Consider the following 18,424-nt stretch of genomic DNA (forward strand, 5'->3'; position numbering starts at 1 on the left):
CAACTTGCCAATCACCCGGTTGCCACCGGATCGGCGGAATGGCGAAGCCCGATACTTTATACTCGTGCCCCTGGAAGCCATCATCATAAGGACCCTCTTGCCATGAGGCGTTTCAATATCGCCAGCATTCCCGGCCGGATTATTACCGCCATTATTGCAGTCGCCTGCCTTGCCGGCAGCTATTACGCAATGACAACAGGTCTGGGCAAGCTCACCGAGGCCCGGCAACTGGAACGACTCCCGGAGACGCCCGTCGGGGCCCTGACCACCGGGCCTTATGTGATCGCGGGAGAAATCACGGATCAGCTGGGAACTCTGGAAACGCCCTATTCCAAAACCGAAGCGGTCTACTACCGGTACAAACTGGAAGAGGAATATCGCGACTCCGACGGTGATCTGCGTATCCGCACCCTGGATTCCGGAGCTCGGGGTCGCAATTTCCTGCTCAGGGACCAGACCGGCTCCGTCACTGTGGCAGCGGGCGGCAATCCTGACGCAGCGGAATGGATACTGGACCGAACCTATCGCCAACAGTCCGGCCGGCGAATCTATTCTGAGTGGGCGCTGGTTCCCGGCCACACAGCTCGGGTGATCGGCCAATACAGCAGCGAAAGCACATCGCTGAACTTTGCTGGCCTCGAGGATTTCAGCCTGCCAGCCATGGTATCCAGGAACACCCTGGCCGCGGACAGTGGCGACCGGTTCTTCGACGCTGCCATCCGCATTTCCATCGCAACGGGTCTGCTGGCTCTGGGCATCGCGCTGATACTTCCCCTTATCAGGATTCACCGGTTCTGGGTCTATGTGTTGGTGATGACTTTTGCGGTCTCTGGAACACTTTCGGTACTGGGCATCAACAAACTCCGGCAGGAATGGTCTGCCATCGCCAACTTGTATGAGGCCCGCTATCAAAAAATCGACGAAACAAGCGCCCGCTCACTGGTGCTAGCCGACGTCGCTGCTTTACAGCAATTGATCCGCCAGAGCACCAGTGGCTGGCTGGACCGCTGGATGTTCCGGAGCGTGGTCCAGAATCGCCTGCCAGTCCCGGAGCTTGACGAGCAGACCGCCAGCATGGCCCGATCCATCGTAGCCAGCCAGCCTGCTGGCCGATACCAGCATGCCTGGACCAGCCGAGGGCTTGCGGTGGCCAGCATTATTGCCGCCCTGCTGCTTTTGTGGCTGTCCATTCGCACCGTCAAGTTCAAGCGCCTGATCGAAGCGGTGCCCACCAGCAGCACCCGGGGACTCAGTTTTGGTCTCTCGGAGCTCAAGGCGATGGTGGATGTCGATGATGAGCACCCTCCTCTCCGGGATCCACTGAAAAACGAGAAATGCGTGGCCTTCGACTACAAGGTGGAGGAAAAGCGGGGGTCGGGAAAAAACGAGAAATGGCGGGTCATCGAGCATCGGGAAGAACGAGCACCTTTCTGGCTGGAGGACAACGAGGGAAAGGTTCTGGTCCAGCCAGACGGTGCGAAGATCGAATATCCGCAGTACCATTCAGAGCGCCAGGGCGACAGGCGTTACACCGTTCGATTCCTCGATACCTTCGTGAACGTTTACTGCCTGGGCTTTGCCGGCCTGGATCGCGATCAGCCGGACCGGCTCACCATCCAGAAGGACGAAGCCTCACCCTTCCTGATCAGCGGTAATGAAGAGGAAGACATTGTGCTGGACAGAGGGGCGCGGGGTTTCGCGGGCATCGCCCTGACACTCGGGCTGTTCCTGTTCTCCACCACCGCACTGTTTGCTGCAGACGGCGGTTTCAGCCCGGACAACCTGATTCTGTCGGCTCTTACGGTACCGACCATCTTGCTCATCTACACCGGAATACTTCACTACAACGACATTGTGTTCCTGAAAAACCGCGTGGATCGGGCAGCCGCCAATATCGACACCATTCTCCAGCAACGCCATGAGCTCTGGCCCAACCTCGAGAAAGTCGTCAAGGCGTCTCTAGCCCATGAAAAGCAACTGCTGAAAGCCATTGCCCAATTACGCAGCGCAGACCCTGTCGAAATGAGCTCGAACGGGCAGGCAGACAAGTTGATGCAGTTTGAAAAGAAGGTAACAAATGCGCTTCAGGCCCGGATCGAGGGATACCCGGACCTGAAGAACAATGAGGTGATTCAGAAATTCATGTCGATCATGGCAGAGACGGAAAACTACCTTTCACTGCTGCGAAACAGCTTTACCGAGAGTGCCATGATCTACAACACGCGGATCCAGTCGTTCCCGGACGTGATCCTGGCAAAGCTGTTCCGTTTTCGTGAAGCACAGCAGTTAAGTTCGGAAACCTGAACTAGCCGTTCAGGCCAAGGTGCTCGGCATCCTGCTCAATGCAACGATCCAGCAGCGCCAGGTAGTCCGCCTTGGCCTTCACCTTGGTTTCACGATGGGCACGCATGTTCAGGGTTTTGAAATGGAGCGCCAGTTCGGTGGCCCGCTCAACCAGCTTGTCCTGGGCAACCACCTCATCCAGGAAACCCGCCTCTACGGCGCCTTCCGGATTGTATATTTCGGCATTCACGACGGAACGGTAGAAGTGAGCCGGCGCCAGCCGATGGCGGGCAATTTCAATCCCGGCATGGTGCATGGTCATGCCGATGGCCACTTCATTCAGACCCAGTTTGAAGGGCCCCTCAATACCAATACGGTGATCCACTGACAGCAGAATAAACGCGCCCTTGGCAATGGCATGACCGCTACAGGCACCGATAATCGGCAACGGGAACGCCGCCAGACGGCGGGTGAAGGTGGAGCCGGTCTTGACCAGCGCAGCTGCCTCTTTCGGCCCCTTCTGCATTTCTTTCAGGTCATATCCGGCAGAGAACACGCCTGGCTGGCCGGTCAGGATCACAACGGCCTTATCCTGCTCTGCCCGATCCAGCGCGGCATTGAGCCCCTGGAACACTTCCTGGCTCAGGGCATTGGCCTTGCCATTGCTGATGGCAATCGTCGCAACACCGTCTTTCAAATCATAACTTACCAGATCAGTCACCTGTTCTACCTCTTTACCGGAATTAAAGTGAGCGTTTGTTTACTTCAGTGAGCCTGATTGTGTGTTACGCGGGGCCGAGTTTCAATATCAGATGGTCATGTCGCTATGACAGTTCCGGGAATGGACTCGATAAATTGGCCGCAACGGTCGCAAAGCGGACATTCAAACTCTGGATAGCGCTGGGTCCACTCGCCATACCCTGACAACGTAAATTCACCAGTAGTTGTCGATCAGAAACTGATTAACGTTGTCGATGTTTTCTTCGTAGCAGGATCGTGCGCCGCATTCGCCGCCTGCTTCCCAGTACGTAGCGGAACGTTGGGTTACCCGATTGAGTTCATTTAGTTCCCGCTGTGATTCAGCCAGCGTTTTCTGACCGGATCGCTGTCCTCGGATCACCGCAATATTGACGGCGTCGGCTTCGCTGGCAACGATCAGAAACTTTTCGGCCTCAACGTATCGCGTGCATTTCTTTACGTGACAGTCCCGTACGTCCACCGCGTGAACTTCGCAGATCTCGGCGTAGGCGGGAATCGCTTGCCATTTTCCAGGCATTTCTGACGGACCAGTCGCCGCTACCGCACGAATGCTGTACTCCCTGGGCCAGCCATAGGTATCTTTGCAATGGCGGGCTGGGTTGCCCTTTACGTCTGGCGTATACAGTAACGGACGATAAACAAACGATCCGGTTCGGTTGTCGTAATGGCCCTTGCCAACAATCGCGCCGGGCTTGTGCCCCATCTCTTTGCCCAGCCTGTCCGTCATGGTCACATGCAAGGCTAGATCCTGGTTTTCACCCCGAAACGTCTCTATGGAACCGTATTTCCCCACCATATTCAGACCCACCAGTTCTTCAGGCATGGTAGCCGCTCGCTTCTGTTGAGCCTGGACTCTCATCGCAACAACCTCGGCGGCCAAAGGCGCTCGAGTAGCATGTAGATCCTGGGTTCCGCGCTTCTGCCAGCTGGCTGGGGAGCCTCTCAGGCCGCGCAACTCGTAGGCGGGCTTCATGGTTTGGTCTGTGGCTGGACGGCCGTACATCAACTGGGTGACGTACATCTCTGGCGAATCTATATCTGAACTGCTGCGATCGCCATTGGAGAAATACTCGCCAATCGAATAAAACAGGATAGTAAGGTAGTTGGGAAATCTTCGATCAGGAAACTGTTCGTCTATCGTTGAAATCAGATGCTCATTAATCAGCGCAGCTTCCTGGGGGTGGTAGCGATAGCCTTCCACCTGTTTGCCAAATCGATCTGTCACCGTTTGCTCGAGCAGGTGCACCAGCGACCCATCCGGCTGGGCTTTTCTAAACGCGATAACCCGGAACTGAATATCTTCGTCTTTTACCCAGCGTTCGTTGGGGCTCTGCAATTCATGAGTGGTGACTACAGCGTAATAGTAATCTGTGCCATTGGTGTAGATGAGCTTACCGGGTGGCAGATTGCGTTCACTGAGATGATCGATACTCGCGGCAGCGGATTGTATACAGGCCGCCAAGACAAATACTTTGAAAAAAAATCGAGCTATGGCAAGACAACATGGACGCTTCATGTCGTGATCTCCGCAAGCAATGCAATATCGCTGACCAGTTTAACGGTACCTCGACTGCGTCACGGAGGCCTTGTGCTGACCAAGTTCCGAGCCAGGCGCACTGAGGATTGATATGAGCGCAGGCATCCAAATTAGTCTAGTCGAATCAGTGGTCGCAAAGTAGAAATTCAGGTGAATGAACAACCCTTGCCCTTGGAAAAGCTCAGCTTCTTTATTCCAGGAATATTCGCAACTGAAAGCCAGAGATCTCAGGCTCTCCAAACTTGGCGCTAACTCTCTCAGTTTGGAAGATGCTTTTTTCTCTGTCTCAACATGTACATGTAGATCTTGATTGCGGGAATCGAGTAACAGGCCAAGAAAGCGAGGAACAGCCAGACTGGAGACTCTGAGTATCTCAGTAAAATTTTCCAGACAATGATGTTCTCAAGAGACATGCCCAATGGGTAAAGCACAATGAAAGAGTTGTAACGCAACCAAACAAGCAGCTTGCTCGCTTTTCTGATGTAGTAGAGATAGCGTATTCCGTCTGCTACCGCCCATACCATTGCCAGGAAAACCGCTATCCAAATAGGCCCAACGGATATAAACACAAACAAAGCAAGAGTGACTGCCAGCCTTGCGCCTACCTGAGCAACGCTCGCTGCCACTTGTGAGCTGATCCCGCGTTTGATTGCCGATAAGACTTCAGTAATTGCCCCAAACTGGGATAGAGCAACCACATAAATCAGCTGCGTGACAGAGAAATGGCCCAAGGCAACGGTCAGGCCAACAAGCAGAATGGAAACCTGCAAACACAATTGAATAATGTTGTATTGGATTGCATGGCGCATGGACAAAAAAACAGCCGATTTCTTCAACGGCCCGGCCGCGGCAATTTGGGTAGCATGTCTTCTACGTCAATCGTGTAGGTAGAGAAAAAAGCTTCCGCCGCTTCAATTAAAGCAGTCTCGTTGTTAAGTATCCCGAGATAGACCGGCCACTCGGCGTCTACCAGTTCCGTGCGGTAAAGCTCCGGATCGACGTCCCCCAGCTGTGCAAGAAACCGGAACTCCGTTTCGTTCATTACAATGTAATCGCAGCGTTCGTGCAGAAACATTTGCAGCATCTGCCCGGCGTTGTACGCGTCATGGCGCACCAGATGGCTCCCGATCCGCCGCTCGAGCCGATCACTGTAGACAAACCATCTGCGAAGACAAATGCCTCCCTTGAGGTCGTCGAAGGAGTCCGGTTGCCGGCCAGGTTGCGCGAAGACGCGATCACGCCAGGTCAACAGCGGCCCCACGGCGTGCATTCGATCCGGCAAAGGCATCCATAACGGGTTGGCGAAAACCGCGTTGGCTAGCCCTCGCTCCAGAGCCCAGGGCTGGCGTTTGCGCGCCATCGGGAGGAAATCGGCTGCGATACCGGTCTGAAGGCTGAACTCTTTGATCACCTCGACCAGAATGCCCTCTTTGAGGTCGTTGCCGTAATAAAACGGCAGAAAGCCTTCGTCCGATCCCATAATCTTGAGCGTTTGGGAAGAAGCTGGGAGGAGCCAGAATGCCATGATGATAAACAGGACTACTCTCATTCGGTCCTCGGTGGAGTGATCACTCGGATAAAGCGGTCGCTTGCCCGACTATGCCTTGCTCGGTACAGACAGTTTGGCTCGAATTCTGGCCACACGCCATGAAAAAGTCGACATCGCTGCAACGTCAGCTTTACCCACAAAAACTGTGGATAACTTTGTGGGAACAGCTCGGATAGGTGTCTTCAGCCCTGCAATGGCAGGGCCTCAGCAATTGTGGCGTTTTAATGACCGGCCAGCGAATAAATGGCCTTATCAGGCTAGCGAATACCCTTGGACTGCAGCCACTGACTGATCTGCGCCTGATTCATGGCGCCGCTCTGGCGGGCGACTTCCCGGCCATTCTGAAACAGGATCATGGTAGGGATGCTGCGAATGCCAAACTGGCCGGCCGGGCCCTGGGCCTGTTCGGTATTGAGCTTGGCAAAGCGTACCTTGCCCCGCCAGTCTTTAGCAGCCTGCTCGAACTGGGGCGCCATCATTTTGCAGGGGCCACACCAGCTTGCCCAGAAGTCCACCAATACCGGCACATCACTGCGCCCTGTATGGGCAGCAAAGCTCTGGTCCGTAAGTTCCAGGACCTGATCCGGCCACAACGGCTCTTTGCAGGCACCGCAATTGCCACCCGCTGACAGTTTATCCACAGGTACGCGATTAACCTTGTGACAGTGGGGACAGACCAGGTGTCGGATGTCAGTCATGATTAATTACCTTCAGGTTGTATACTGGAATAGATGATCTGGGCAGACGAAAAGAAATCAAGCTGGGGTTCAGGATGAAAAGACTCGATGGCAAGACCGCTTTGATCACCGGCGCGGCCCGCGGCATTGGTGAAGCAATCGCCATTCAGTTCGCTGAGCAGGGAGCAACGGTCATCGTATCGGATATTGATGACCAAATGGGACAGGCACTGGTTGATGGCTCAAAACTGGACATGCACTATCTTCACCTGGACGTCAGCGATGAGTCCCAGTGGATAACCTGCGCCAAGTCTATCGAAGATCAGTTCGGTGGGCTGGACATTCTGGTGAACAATGCCGGGATTACCGGTTTCCTCGAAAGTGCTGGCCCCCACGATCCGGAGCACCTCGACCTTGCTTCCTGGGAGACAGTCCACGCCACGAACCTGAATGGCGTTGCTCTGGGCTGTAAATATGGAATCAGATTGATGAAGTCCTCGAGGTCCGCCAGCATCATCAACGTTTCCTCACGATCCGGGATTGTTGGCATTCCCGGGGCGGCGGCTTACGCATCCAGCAAGGCCGGCGTTCGGAATCATACCAAGTCAGTCGCGTTGTACTGCGCCGAAAAAGGCTATCCGATCCGGTGTAATTCCATCCATCCCGGCGCCATCATGAGCCCCATGTGGGAAGCGATGCTTGGAGAGGGAGAAGCAAGAGAGGCCGCGATAGCCGAGGTTGAGGCTGGCGTTCCAATCGGAAGGATGGGAAAACCCGAGGATGTTGCCTATGCCGCCCTTTACCTCGCCTCTGACGAATCAAACTACGTGACCGGCATTGAGCTGAACATCGACGGGGGCATACTGGCCGGAAGCGCCTCTGCTCCGGCCAGACGATAAGGCCGTCTTCAGAAATCGGACATTACGTCCTGAAGATCCTGCTTGAGCTCTGCAGGTTCGGTGATCCATACCGTTTTATCGAGGCCGGGAAACACGCCCACATCAAGGCCATCCCTTGTTAGGCCTGGAACCCATTTCCGGAAAAAGTCTGGCAGTGAAATACTGCGGGGCGTCAGCTCCTCGCCGCCGTTGACGTATTCGGCGGCAAATCCCGAAGCCGGCCACACGGGCAGATATTCCACGTCGCCATCGTCCGAGGCGATCTTGAGAAACTGGCTCTCGCCGTTCACCAGAATCCATATTTCCCGCTCTTCGGCCACCTGGCTCAGGAAGTAGTCGTACCGCTCTTCACCATCCATTTCCATTACTTGATTGAGGTCTTCACCGCTCATGTCAGGTACGCCACTCCAGTCGTTTGCTTTTGGGTATTTGCCGGAGACTAACACGTATTTGGCAGAGACTGGCGGCCGCTTTTCCAGAACATGACCAGCAGCGCTGCAAGGGCCAAGTTGCCGAAGAGCATGAAGGGGTACATTTCAGGGGAAATTCGCAACCATTCACCGGTGAAGTTCATCATGGCGTGGAAAATCAAGACCGCCAGAATGCTTCGACCAGTGCGGTTATAAACGAGCACAATCAACAACGTATGGCAGATGATCATCGGCATCCACCAGTAAAGCTCGGGGTGAAACGTGGTGTTGGCGTAATAGCCGGGGAAAAAGACGAAGGGTGCGTGCCACAGCGCCCAGACCACACCGTTCACCAGGCCCCCTACAAGGGGACTGAAGCGCTGTTGCAGGGCCTCCAGATAAAAGCCGCGTAACCCAACCTCTTCAACTGCCGGGAACACAAAGGAAAGAACCAACAAAAACAGCAAGGGCCCGGGATTAACAAACAACTGCCAGTTCGCATCGAGGGGCTCGCCAGCAACGCCCAGAAGCATTGCCAGGCCGGCCATGGCAAGATCGTAAGCAAGCCAGAACAACAGGATGATGAGCCACCAGCGGCCAGGTATACGACGCCAGTCTGTCAGGCGCCGCCACAGGTCTTCCAAGTGCTCTTTTCCACCGTTCGCCGCTGCAATGCCAAGACCGGCAACGACAGGGCTCGCCCCGCCAATCAAAAACCAGATCAGGTTTGGAAATGCCCAAACCGAGGAATCCGAGAGCAACACCGGTATCCAGAAGATATACGCCCAACCCAGGTAAACCAGAGGAAAGGCCACCAACGGTTGCTTTTTCAATAGCACTACACTCGTCTCCACTTAACTGCGTATTATCACTGTGTGTTGGAACCGGCCTACCCCGCATTCGGCCACAAACGGGACGCCAGTGAATGCCTTCAGAAGATCACATCACACAACCCGATTCCATTCCCTTTCGCTCGTTAAACCTGTTTCTGTTGCTGAGTTTCGACATTGCTCGGTGGGAGCCCTGGCTGCAGTCATCGTCTGGCTGAACCGCGAAACAATGTTTACACGTAAATACTGCATCATTGAGGTCGTACCCCAGAAAACCGCGCCCAATCCACCATAATCGGAGCTTCCGAATGAAAAAGCACCTTGCCCTCCCGGCTCTGTTCATCGCGATGCCTGTCTTCGCGCAACCGGCGCCTCCTCAAAAGGGGTTCAGCGGTGAAGTCTCACTGAATGCAGGGATCATCTCTTCCACGTCCAACTTTAACGTCGATGGCGACCGAACCATCAGTTCCCTCGATAACAAGGCGGACAGCGAGTCAGAGGGCCTGATCGCGCCCCTCGGCAACGTTGCCTACACCTTCGGCGATGGACTGAATCAGCAGATTTACTTTGGTACCACCAGGGAAGATATTGCGGTCGGCACCCTGGCCGTGCAACTCGGGTATAAATACAGTCTCAGCTCGGGCACCGTGGTGGATGTTTCCTTTCTGCCCACGGTGATTTCGGGAGAAACCTGGCAAAATCCTTATCAGCTCAACACGCCGAGGAAAGAAACAGACGTCTCGGGCAACGCCTACCGTCTGCGACTTAACAGCATCTCCGGCTCCGGCTTCAGCCTGGATCTCGCCTTTGCAACAACGGATGTCGAAGATGATCTGACGGCGGGTACAGACCTGGCCCGGGATGCAGACAGTTACTACACGAAAGGTAGCTACCGCTTCACCGTCTCGCCGACCAGCTTTGTCTCACCCTCTGTTATTTACATCCAGCACGATGCCGATGGCAGTGCCAGCAGCTTCGACGCCTATGGAGCCGAAGTCAGCTGGTTCAATATTCTGGACCGGCACAGACTGGTTTTGACCGCAGGATTCACAAGACGGGATTACGACAGCGCCAGCACCCTGTTCAACAGGACGCGTTCGGATGATGAGTTCAGTCTGTTCGCAGCCTACGAGTACCCACAGTTCATGGGCTGGAAGGATTGGTCGTTTATTTCGTTTGCAGGCTACGGCGACACCCAGTCCAACCTGACCTTCTACGATGAATCCTCGTATCTGCTTGCAGTGGGGCTGAACTACAAGTTCTGATCAGCCCCGGCTTTAATCGGCTGAACCCTAGGATCGAGCCCTCGCCATACGGAACAGGGCCTCTGGCGAGATTCGCTTGATCCAGAGGGCAGCCATTTCCTTGCCCTTACCCACCGGGATTTCGCGCTTCTTTGCCTCGAGACCCTTGAACACCACCTCGGCGCACTCGGTCACATCCATGCCGCCAGCAATGTCCTCATCTTCCTTGCCGTAGGCTGAGCCGTCACCGGCAAGGGCATTGCGGGAAATATCCGTGCGAATGAAACCGGGGGTGATGGTCGAGACGCTCACGCCCTCGCCTTCAACCTCGGCCCGTAAAGCATCGAAGAATCCCATAACGGCATGCTTCGCTGCACAATAGCCGGTACGCATGGGGGCGCCGACTTTACCGGCGACGCTGGAGGTCACGGCGAGGTGGCCTGAGCCACGCTCGAGCATATGGGGAAGCACCGCTTTGGTCAGGGCAATCTGGCCCATGACATCCACATCCATCAGTTTCTGGTAGACCGACATGTCTGTGTCCTTGCACAGGGACCGTTGCGAAACGCCGGCGTTGTTCACCAGCAGATCGACGGTACCGAACTGAGCCCGGACCGCCTCAACCTTGCCCGGAAGTGAATCCCAGTCGGTAACGTCCAGTGGGAGTACCAGTACCTGCCCGGTTCCTGTCCCGGCGGCAGCCCGGCAACGTTCGGCAACACGCTCCAACTCATCTTCCCGGCGAGCGGAAAGCACCAGACGGTCGCCATTCTTCGCAAACTGCAAGGCAAGTGCTTCACCAATGCCAGAGGAAGCACCGGTTATCCAGACGGTTTTGGCAGACATGAAGGGTCCTCGAGAAATCTCAGTTTTCCACCATCCGGGCCCGAAGCCTGGGTAGCTGAGCCGGGTAGTGTTCCTGAATGAAGGTTACCATGCCCTCCCGGACCGCACATCTCAGGTCCCAGTTCTTGCTGGAGTTGGCGGCGCTCATCAAAAAACGCACCTGGATGGCCTGATCACTGGAATCGGTCACCTGCACTGAGGAAAATTCGCCATCCCAGAGCCCCGATTCATTGAGCAGGCGAGTGAATTCCTGCCGGAGCGGTTCAACCGGCATGGTGTAGTCGACCCAGATAAACACTGTTCCCAGCAGCTCTGCGGTATTCCTGGACCAGTTCTGGAACGGATTCTCGATAAACCATTGCAGTGGCACTACGAGGCGGCGCAGATCCCAGACCCGCAAGACCACATAGGTGGCTGTTACTTCTTCCACCCAGCACCACTCACCCTGCACATACAGCACGTCGTCTATACGGAAGGGTTGGGTCAGGGCAATCTGCATGCCGGCCAGCAGGTTGCTCAACACAGGACGGGCCGCGAAACCGAGAATCAGGCCACCGACACCCGCGGAGGCGAGAAGGCTGGCGCCCATGTGCTGAACCGATTCAAAGGTCATCAGGGCAGCGCCAAGACCGATGATCACGATGAGGATGTTAAGTGCGCGGACCAGGAATCGGGTCTGGGTTTCGACCTTGCGGGCTCGCTTCCACTGCCCTTCCAGCACCGGATTGAGCGCAACAATGACTTCGCCAATAGCCGAGGTCAGTCTGACTGCCGCCCATGTGATGGCAAGGATGAGCAGCAGGGTGGCGACCTGCTGAATGGCTGAGATCAAGGGCAGATCCGCTGGCGCGGCGGCCAGGGAACCGACCAGGGTAAGCAGGCAGAAAACGACACCCAAAGCCCGAGCAGCGGCATCCAGGAACAGCCGGATGACCGTTCTGGACTCTGAGAAATGCCGGAACACAGCGAGGGCCAGACGGTAAACGATGTAAGTAACCGCAACCGCAAGAATCGCCGAAGACCCCGGCCACAACCAAGCCGTGAAACCGGCTTCAAACGATTCCAGCATCAGCCCTCCAGGAGCTTTCGATCATAGGAGTTCGCGGGGAAGTACGTCCCTGTCCCGCTGTGTTCCATAAAAGCCTAGACCAGCCCTTGCTCACGCGCCATTGCCATGGCCGCTTTCGGCCCGGTCCAGAGCGAGGGAAGGATGATCAGTGAAACCGGAATCGCCGTCAGCACAATAAACTGCTGGAGCACGCCGATCTGGCCCGCCCCCATGTACAGAAGAATCGCTGCCATCAATGCCATGGCACCCCCCCAGAAGACACGGATCCACGGGTTCGGTTCGTCATGGCCTGCCCCGACCATGGCAATGGAATAGCTCATGGAGTCGCCGGTGGTGGCCACGAAAATGGTTGTCAGCAGCAGAATCGCAGCCGCCATCCAGGTGCCGCCGGGCAGGGCCTGTGCCACGGTCAGTGTGGCCACATCAAAGCGGAAGTTGTTCAGTGCTTCGGTCAGGTCGAAGGTGCCGGCAAGCTGGTGGTAAATGCCGGAACCACCGAGCAGTGTGAACCAGATGGTGGTCGCGATGGGCGCCAGAACGGCCACGGCCAGAACCATTTCCCGAACCGTCCGGCCCCGGGAAATTCTGGCGACGAAGACCGCCATTAACGGCGTGTAGCCAATGAACCAGGCAAAGAAGAACACCGTCCACCATTTCATCCACCAGGCCGGGGCGGTTTCAGCGGTCATGGTTGCCATGGCAAAGAACGAGGTGACGTATTCGCCCATCGACTGGGTGTAGGTATTGGCCAGGAAGAGCGTTGGCCCGAAGACAAAGATGACCCCGGCAATGACGAGCGCCAGAATCACGTTGAAACGGCTCAGCAACTGAATGCCCTTGTGCAGTCCGGTCATGGCAGAGGTCATGTAGACGCCGGCCAGCACCACCAATACCGTCAACTGAGTGCCATATCCATCCGATACGCCAAACAGCTCATGCAACCCAAAACTCATCTGAGTGGCCAGAAAACCGATGGGGCCAACCGTCCCCGCTACCACGGCAATCACACAGAAGGCATCGATAACACCGCCAAGGCGCCCTTGAATGACCTTCTCACCAAACACCGGGTATAGCAGGGTTCTTGGCTGCAGGGGTTTGCCCTGACCGTAGTGGGCCCGGGTCAGCACCAAAGCTGTAAGGGAGCCCAACACGGCCCAGGCCAGGAAACCCCAGTGCGTGAACGACTGGGCCATGGCGGGCGCGACCGCTGCGGCCGAGCCAGCTTCGGTATCAAAGGCCGGCGGTGTGACAACGAAGTGGTAAACCGGTTCCCCGGCAGCAAAAAACACTCCGCCCCCGGCCAGCAGGGTGCACATGATCATCGACAACCAGCGAAAACGACCAATCTCCGGCCGATCCAGTCCGCCGATTCGGGCAGCGCCGGCCCGGCTCAGGGCTGTTCCCATAGCGATGAAAAACGTGAGTAGCAGCAGCACCTGGAAAAAAGAGCCCAGATAGGTTGCAGTCCACGCAAACCCGGCTCCGATCAGGTCGGCCACGTATCCGCTGTCGACGATCGAGGCACCCACGAACAGAAGTATGAAGCCGATCGTGAGCACTAGAACAACGGGATCACTGTCTGCAAGCGGCCCGCTTCGGGCTCGCGGGAGAGATTGGGATTGAGCGGTCATAAGGTCTGCCTCCGGAAGAAAAAGCCGCGCAGGCTACAGGAAGTGAATGGATCATGCACGGGGGATTTCTGAAAATACGCATGGTCTGATGAAATATGCCACCGTATTGTTAGGATTCTACCTTTCAAGGAGATCACTCTTGTCGCATCTGCACCTGGCCATACTGCTGGGCATGACCGTAGCGCTCGGGCCATTGGCACTTGATGCCTACCTGCCCGCTTTCCCGGACATTGCCGACGGTTTGGGCGTTGATCACGGGCACGTGGGGCTCACGCTCAGCGCCTATGTCACCACCCTGGGGCTTGCCCAGCTGGTGGGCGGCCCCCTGTCTGACCGATACGGTCGCAAACCGGTGCTTTTCGGTGGATTGCTAATTTTTATGGCAGGTGCAGTCATGGTATCGCTGGCTGACACCCTGTCCGACATGGTGTTCTGGCGGATCGCGCAGGGCATTGGTGGCGCTTTCTGTGCGGTGTCGGTTCCTGCGATTGTTCGCGACGAAGTCAGTGGACAGGACGCTGCCCGGCTGTTCGGGCTCATTGGCCTGATCATGTTCATAGCGCCCGCTGCGGCGCCGTCGCTGGGTTCACTGATGCTTGCACTGGGTGAGTGGCACTGGATATTCCTGATGCTGGCCGGCTATGCCGCGTTTCTTGTGCTGACTCTCCAACTGGCGCTTTTCCCCAGGCTTCAACCGCGCACACCGACAACCACGCCCATTCGCTCCCTGGTGACCAATTACCTGCTGGTGCTGAAACACAAAACCACCATGCGTTTTATCGGCATTCAGGTTCTGTGTTTCAGCACTATGCTCCTGTTCATCACCCACTCCTCATTTATCTACCAGGAATGGTACGGGCTCTCCAACAGCACCTTCGCCCTTCTGTTCGCCGCCAACATTGCGTTCATGGCTGCCCTGAATCTGACTAACCGTCCGCTGCTGAGGCGATTTTCCTCGGTGCAGTTGGTGCGTGCCCAGGTTATTGCACAATGCCTGGCTCTTGTGGCTCTGGTTGCCAGCGTGCAGTTCCAGGGGCCCCTCTGGCTGGTGGCAGGGTGCATCATCGTTGCCATCGGCTGCCAGGGCGGCATCGTGCCCAATAACATGGCCAACGCCATGGAGTTCTTTCCGAATCTCAGCGGCACTGCGGCGGCTCTTCTGGGCGCATCGCAGTTCACCATTGCCGGGGCAGTCAGCACCCTATCCTCTGTTTCTGGAGACCAGACACTCCTGAGCATCGCAGTTTCAATGCTTGCCTGTTCATCGGGTGCCGTTCTTCTTGCACTGGGCGCGCCCCGAGCGGTAGCTTTGGCCAAAGAATCCGGCTTGTAACAATTTCGGCAAAGGAATCGTCTGAACAGTTTTAGGGGGAAATTGAACCATCCCCCACCCACAAGACGTATTGCTGTTAGCAAACACAACAAAGGACGTGTCCAGAAATGACAATGCCAATACCGGAAGTGCAGTCCCCCAGCCGAGCCCTCAAACCCGGAGTCGGCCTGCTTAGAACGCCGGATCTGAGTGTTGGGTCTGTGGAGGACAAACGCGCCGAAATTGCTTCCTACTTCATCAACACCTTTGATACCTACACGCGCCTCTTCGACTGCCTCGCCGGTGATTCGGGCTATTTCCAGAAGTCGATTCCCCTGAGACACCCCCTCATTTTTTACCTCGGCCACACCGCAACTTTTTTCGTCAATAAACTGGTGCTGGCCAAACTCCTTCCAGAGCGCATCGACCCTCACATGGAGTCGATTTTCGCGGTGGGCGTTGATGAGATGAGCTGGGACGACCTGGACGAAGATCATTACGACTGGCCCACCGTTGCCGAGGTGCTGGATTATCGCGTTAAAGTCCGCGCCACCGTTCTGGACCTGATTGAAACACTCCCGCTCAGCCTGCCGATCAACTGGGAGAATCCCTGGTGGCCGATCGTTATGGGTGTTGAGCACGAACGCATCCACCTTGAGACCTCGTCCGTGCTGATCCGGCAACACGACCTCTCAAAGGTGCGGCCGCAGCCAGAATGGGAGCCGATTCGCGAGACCGGGGAAGCACCCGAAAACGAACTTTTCACCGTACCGGCTGGCACAGTTTCCATCGGCAAATCATACGACGACGCCTTCTACGGCTGGGACAATGAGTACGGCGAACACGAGGCCCAGGTTGATGAGTTCAGGGCCAGTCAGTATCTCGTCAGCAACCAGGAATTCCTGGAGTTTGTTGAAGCCGGTGGTTACCAGGAAGATCGATTCTGGAGTGAGGAGGGTTGTGCCTGGCGGCAATTTGCCAGGGCGAAGCATCCGACTTTCTGGCGCTGGCAGAACGGTTGGCATCTGCGCCTTATGACTGAAGAGGTCGAGATGCCCTGGGACTGGCCCGTCGAGGTGAACTACCACGAGGCCAAAGCCTTTTGTGAGTGGAAACGGGAGCAAACCGGCCAGCCAATCCGCCTGCCAACCGAGGACGAGTGGTACCGCCTGTGCGCCGAGGCCGGCATCGAAGAAGTGGGCCATGATCCCGCCAATGCCAACCTGCATCTCGACCATGGAGCATCCTCTTGCCCGGTTACCCGGTTCCGGCACGGTCAGTGGTTCGACGTTGTTGGCAACGTCTGGCAATGGACGGAGACACCGACCTATCCGTTCGATAATTTCAAGGTTCATCCGCTGTACGACGATTTCACAACGCCGACGTTCGACGGGCAACACAACCTGATCAAGGGCGGATCCTGGATTTCCTGCGGCAACGAAGCCCGATTGTCGGCTCGTTATGCGTTCCGCAGGCACTTCTTCCAGCATGCCGGCTTCCGCTACATCGCCTCCGAAAACGAGGCCGTGCAACCCAACGCCTACTATGAAAGCGACCGGTTGCTGACTGAATACGCGGAATTCCACTTCGGTGACACCTGGTTTGGTGTCGAGAACTTCCCCAAAGCCCTGGCGGATCTTGCCCTGGATGCGATGACGGGCAAGCCAACCGGAAAAGCCCTGGATCTGGGCTGTGCCTGCGGCCGGTCCAGCTTTGAATTGGCAAGGCGCTTTGACGAGGTGGAAGGTGTCGATTTCTCGGCCAACTTTATCAGGCTGGGCGTGGAGATGGCCGAGCAGGGCTCCATTCGCTATGCGCTGGCAGAGGAAGGTGAACTGGTCAGCTATCACACCCGGACACTTAAAGAGCTGGGTCTTGAGGAATGCTCAGGTCGGGTAAGCTTCTACCAGGGCGATGCCTGTAACCTGAAACCGCAGTACTCGGGCTACGACCTTGTTCTGGCGGCCAACCTCATTGATCGCCTTTACCGCCCAAGGCGCTTCCTGGACAGCATTCACGAGCGCATTAACGACGGTGGCCTGTTGGTCATTGCCTCTCCCTACACCTGGCTGGAAGAACATACGCCCAAAGAAGAGTGGATTGGCGGTTTCAAGAAGGATGGTGAGAATCACACCACGCTGGATGGCCTGAAAGAACACCTCTCACAGCATTTCCGGTTAGTCAGTGAGCCGAAAAAGGTGCCTTTCGTTATCCGCGAAACCCAACACAAGTTCCAGCATACCCTGTCTGAAGTGACTATCTGGGAGCGCTTGCCGCGCTGATCAGCGCGGTGATCTCCTCACTGATCGCCTCGTGGTCCACCAACTGATCGAACCAGTTGGTGGCCACCTGACCGGTTGTCAGCCCCAACAGCGTCCCCAGCACGATGCCTCTGTGAACGTTATCGCCACCGAGGTTGGTGTTCATGCGAAGCGCCAGCCATGGATCGTTCCGGTACTTGTAGGCCAGGTAAAGAACGACCGGCCAGGAGTCGGAGATATAACACGCTGGCGAATACATCCGGCCCACAACCTGGTTGTCGGGCAGGTTCCGCTTGACCAATCCGACGACATCCAGCCCGCCAGCACCCTTGCCAGCCTCTGAAAGCAGCGCCTTGATACCCTCGTCATCGGGACCTTCGAGCAGACCACAGAGCAGTTTTACGTAGCGGTCGCATACCCTCATCAAGCTCTCATCCGGATGGGTCAGCGCAAGATGGTCCCGACAATGGGCCTGAACACCGGTTACGTCCCTGCCACGGAGTCGCTCCGCAAACACCAGTGCAGCAATCGTCACCAGGCCACCGATGGAGGGCGTATCGTGGGTAACCATGGCACACTGCTGCGCCGGTAAACCCTTCGCATAATTGGCGAAAAACCCTCGGTGGTAGGATTCAGCATAAGTATCCGGATGCGCCGGTGGATCGGCGGTCATAAAGCCGATGTACGCCGAAAGAAACGCCTGAGAACTGTATTCACCGTTCCCGTCCGCCAGGGAACGCATGAGCACGCGGCTGCAATGGGCATTCAGGGTATTCTCTCCCGCACCCATGCCATGGTGATAATGCACGTTCGGCACATTCCAGAACTGGTCGCGGCCCTTGAGGATAACCTCGCCTACAATTTTCGGCTCCGCCTCAGCATTTTGACCATAACGGCGACCACCACGGCGGGTGGAGTGCAAAGACATGATCGACGAAGGATGGAACTCCGGTGCGGCCTCGAATTTCTGGACTCCGCCGGGAAAAGCCCTTTCAATGTCCATGGGGTTGTAATACCAGTGGACGGGCATGGCGAGGGCATCAGCAACGAACTGTGTTTTCAGTGCGTTCGTGACTCGAGAATTACGCACCGGATCAATGCTCACAATCACACCTCC

At 56.3% G+C, this 18,424-nt stretch carries 16 protein-coding genes; 5 read left to right on the forward strand and 11 right to left on the reverse strand.

Annotated features, from left to right (window positions below; genetic code table 11):
* Positions 1-102: 102 nt before the first annotated feature.
* Positions 103-2,304 (forward strand): LemA family protein, encoded by a 2,202-nt coding sequence (locus EDB94_RS05320; protein WP_108017664.1) that lies wholly within the window; start codon positions 103-105, stop codon positions 2,302-2,304.
* A gap of 1 nt (position 2,305) precedes the next feature.
* Here the strand turns inward: EDB94_RS05320 and EDB94_RS05325 are convergent, their stop codons facing one another.
* From EDB94_RS05325 to trxC, 5 genes are all read right to left on the reverse strand, one after another.
* Positions 2,306-3,004 carry a crotonase/enoyl-CoA hydratase family protein gene (locus EDB94_RS05325; protein WP_108017665.1) on the reverse strand — a complete coding sequence of 233 codons (699 nt, stop codon included), beginning with the start codon at positions 3,002-3,004 and terminating at the stop codon, positions 2,306-2,308.
* Positions 3,005-3,217: 213 nt separating this feature from the next.
* Positions 3,218-4,504, reverse strand: a complete 1,287-nt coding sequence (locus EDB94_RS05330; protein WP_146162190.1) for a hypothetical protein — start codon at positions 4,502-4,504, stop codon at positions 3,218-3,220.
* Positions 4,505-4,836: 332 nt separating this feature from the next.
* A complete protein-coding gene (locus EDB94_RS05335) occupies positions 4,837-5,415 on the reverse strand; it encodes a protein tyrosine phosphatase-like domain-containing protein (RefSeq protein WP_146162191.1) in 579 nt (192 codons plus the stop codon).
* On the reverse strand, positions 5,412-6,128 hold the full coding sequence (locus EDB94_RS05340) for an ABC transporter substrate-binding protein (RefSeq protein WP_108017668.1): 717 nt from the start codon (positions 6,126-6,128) through the stop codon (positions 5,412-5,414). Before EDB94_RS05340 ends, EDB94_RS05335 begins: the two co-directional genes overlap by 4 nt.
* A gap of 257 nt (positions 6,129-6,385) precedes the next feature.
* Positions 6,386-6,826, reverse strand: a complete 441-nt coding sequence (gene trxC, locus EDB94_RS05345; protein ID WP_108017669.1) for a thioredoxin TrxC — start codon at positions 6,824-6,826, stop codon at positions 6,386-6,388.
* Between the two features lie 74 nt (positions 6,827-6,900).
* On the opposite strand from trxC, the gene EDB94_RS05350 reads away from it, so the two are divergent.
* Positions 6,901-7,704 carry an SDR family oxidoreductase gene (locus EDB94_RS05350; protein ID WP_088559126.1) on the forward strand — a complete coding sequence of 268 codons (804 nt, stop codon included), beginning with the start codon at positions 6,901-6,903 and terminating at the stop codon, positions 7,702-7,704.
* Positions 7,705-7,712: 8 nt separating this feature from the next.
* Here EDB94_RS05350 and EDB94_RS05355 read toward each other — a convergent pair whose 3' ends face one another.
* Both EDB94_RS05355 and EDB94_RS05360 read right to left on the reverse strand, forming a co-directional pair.
* On the reverse strand, positions 7,713-8,096 hold the full coding sequence (locus tag EDB94_RS05355; RefSeq protein ID WP_108017670.1) for a DUF2750 domain-containing protein: 384 nt from the start codon (positions 8,094-8,096) through the stop codon (positions 7,713-7,715).
* 47 nt (positions 8,097-8,143) lie between these two features.
* The gene (locus EDB94_RS05360; RefSeq protein WP_108017671.1) at positions 8,144-8,953 is read right to left on the reverse strand and encodes a type II CAAX endopeptidase family protein; all 810 of its coding nucleotides are present in this window, start codon (positions 8,951-8,953) and stop codon (positions 8,144-8,146) included.
* 299 nt (positions 8,954-9,252) lie between these two features.
* Between EDB94_RS05360 and EDB94_RS05365 the strand changes: the two genes are divergently transcribed.
* Positions 9,253-10,209: a DUF2860 domain-containing protein gene (locus EDB94_RS05365; protein ID WP_108017672.1), complete on the forward strand. Its 957-nt coding sequence runs from the start codon at positions 9,253-9,255 to the stop codon at positions 10,207-10,209.
* 27 nt (positions 10,210-10,236) lie between these two features.
* Here EDB94_RS05365 and EDB94_RS05370 read toward each other — a convergent pair whose 3' ends face one another.
* From EDB94_RS05370 to EDB94_RS05380, 3 genes are all read right to left on the reverse strand, one after another.
* A complete protein-coding gene (locus tag EDB94_RS05370) occupies positions 10,237-11,034 on the reverse strand; it encodes an SDR family oxidoreductase (protein ID WP_108017673.1) in 798 nt (265 codons plus the stop codon).
* Between the two features lie 19 nt (positions 11,035-11,053).
* Positions 11,054-12,103 (reverse strand): mechanosensitive ion channel family protein, encoded by a 1,050-nt coding sequence (locus tag EDB94_RS05375; RefSeq protein ID WP_014577996.1) that lies wholly within the window; start codon positions 12,101-12,103, stop codon positions 11,054-11,056.
* 74 nt (positions 12,104-12,177) lie between these two features.
* Positions 12,178-13,734 carry a BCCT family transporter gene (locus EDB94_RS05380; RefSeq protein WP_062781498.1) on the reverse strand — a complete coding sequence of 519 codons (1,557 nt, stop codon included), beginning with the start codon at positions 13,732-13,734 and terminating at the stop codon, positions 12,178-12,180.
* A gap of 139 nt (positions 13,735-13,873) precedes the next feature.
* Here EDB94_RS05380 and EDB94_RS05385 point away from each other — a divergent pair, with 139 nt between their 5' ends.
* The gene (locus tag EDB94_RS05385; RefSeq protein ID WP_108017674.1) at positions 13,874-15,067 is read left to right on the forward strand and encodes a multidrug effflux MFS transporter; all 1,194 of its coding nucleotides are present in this window, start codon (positions 13,874-13,876) and stop codon (positions 15,065-15,067) included.
* Positions 15,068-15,174: 107 nt separating this feature from the next.
* On the forward strand, positions 15,175-17,328 hold the full coding sequence (ovoA, locus tag EDB94_RS05390) for a 5-histidylcysteine sulfoxide synthase (RefSeq protein ID WP_108017675.1): 2,154 nt from the start codon (positions 15,175-15,177) through the stop codon (positions 17,326-17,328).
* Here the strand turns inward: ovoA and EDB94_RS05395 are convergent.
* On the reverse strand, positions 17,303-18,412 hold the full coding sequence (locus EDB94_RS05395) for an ADP-ribosylglycohydrolase family protein (RefSeq protein ID WP_181259007.1): 1,110 nt from the start codon (positions 18,410-18,412) through the stop codon (positions 17,303-17,305). The two genes, ovoA and EDB94_RS05395, sit on opposite strands and share 26 nt — an antisense overlap.
* Positions 18,413-18,424: the final 12 nt, after the last annotated feature.

The sequence above is a fragment of the Marinobacter sp. 3-2 genome (genome assembly GCF_003751355.1).
Taxonomy (GTDB): domain Bacteria; phylum Pseudomonadota; class Gammaproteobacteria; order Pseudomonadales; family Oleiphilaceae; genus Marinobacter; species Marinobacter adhaerens.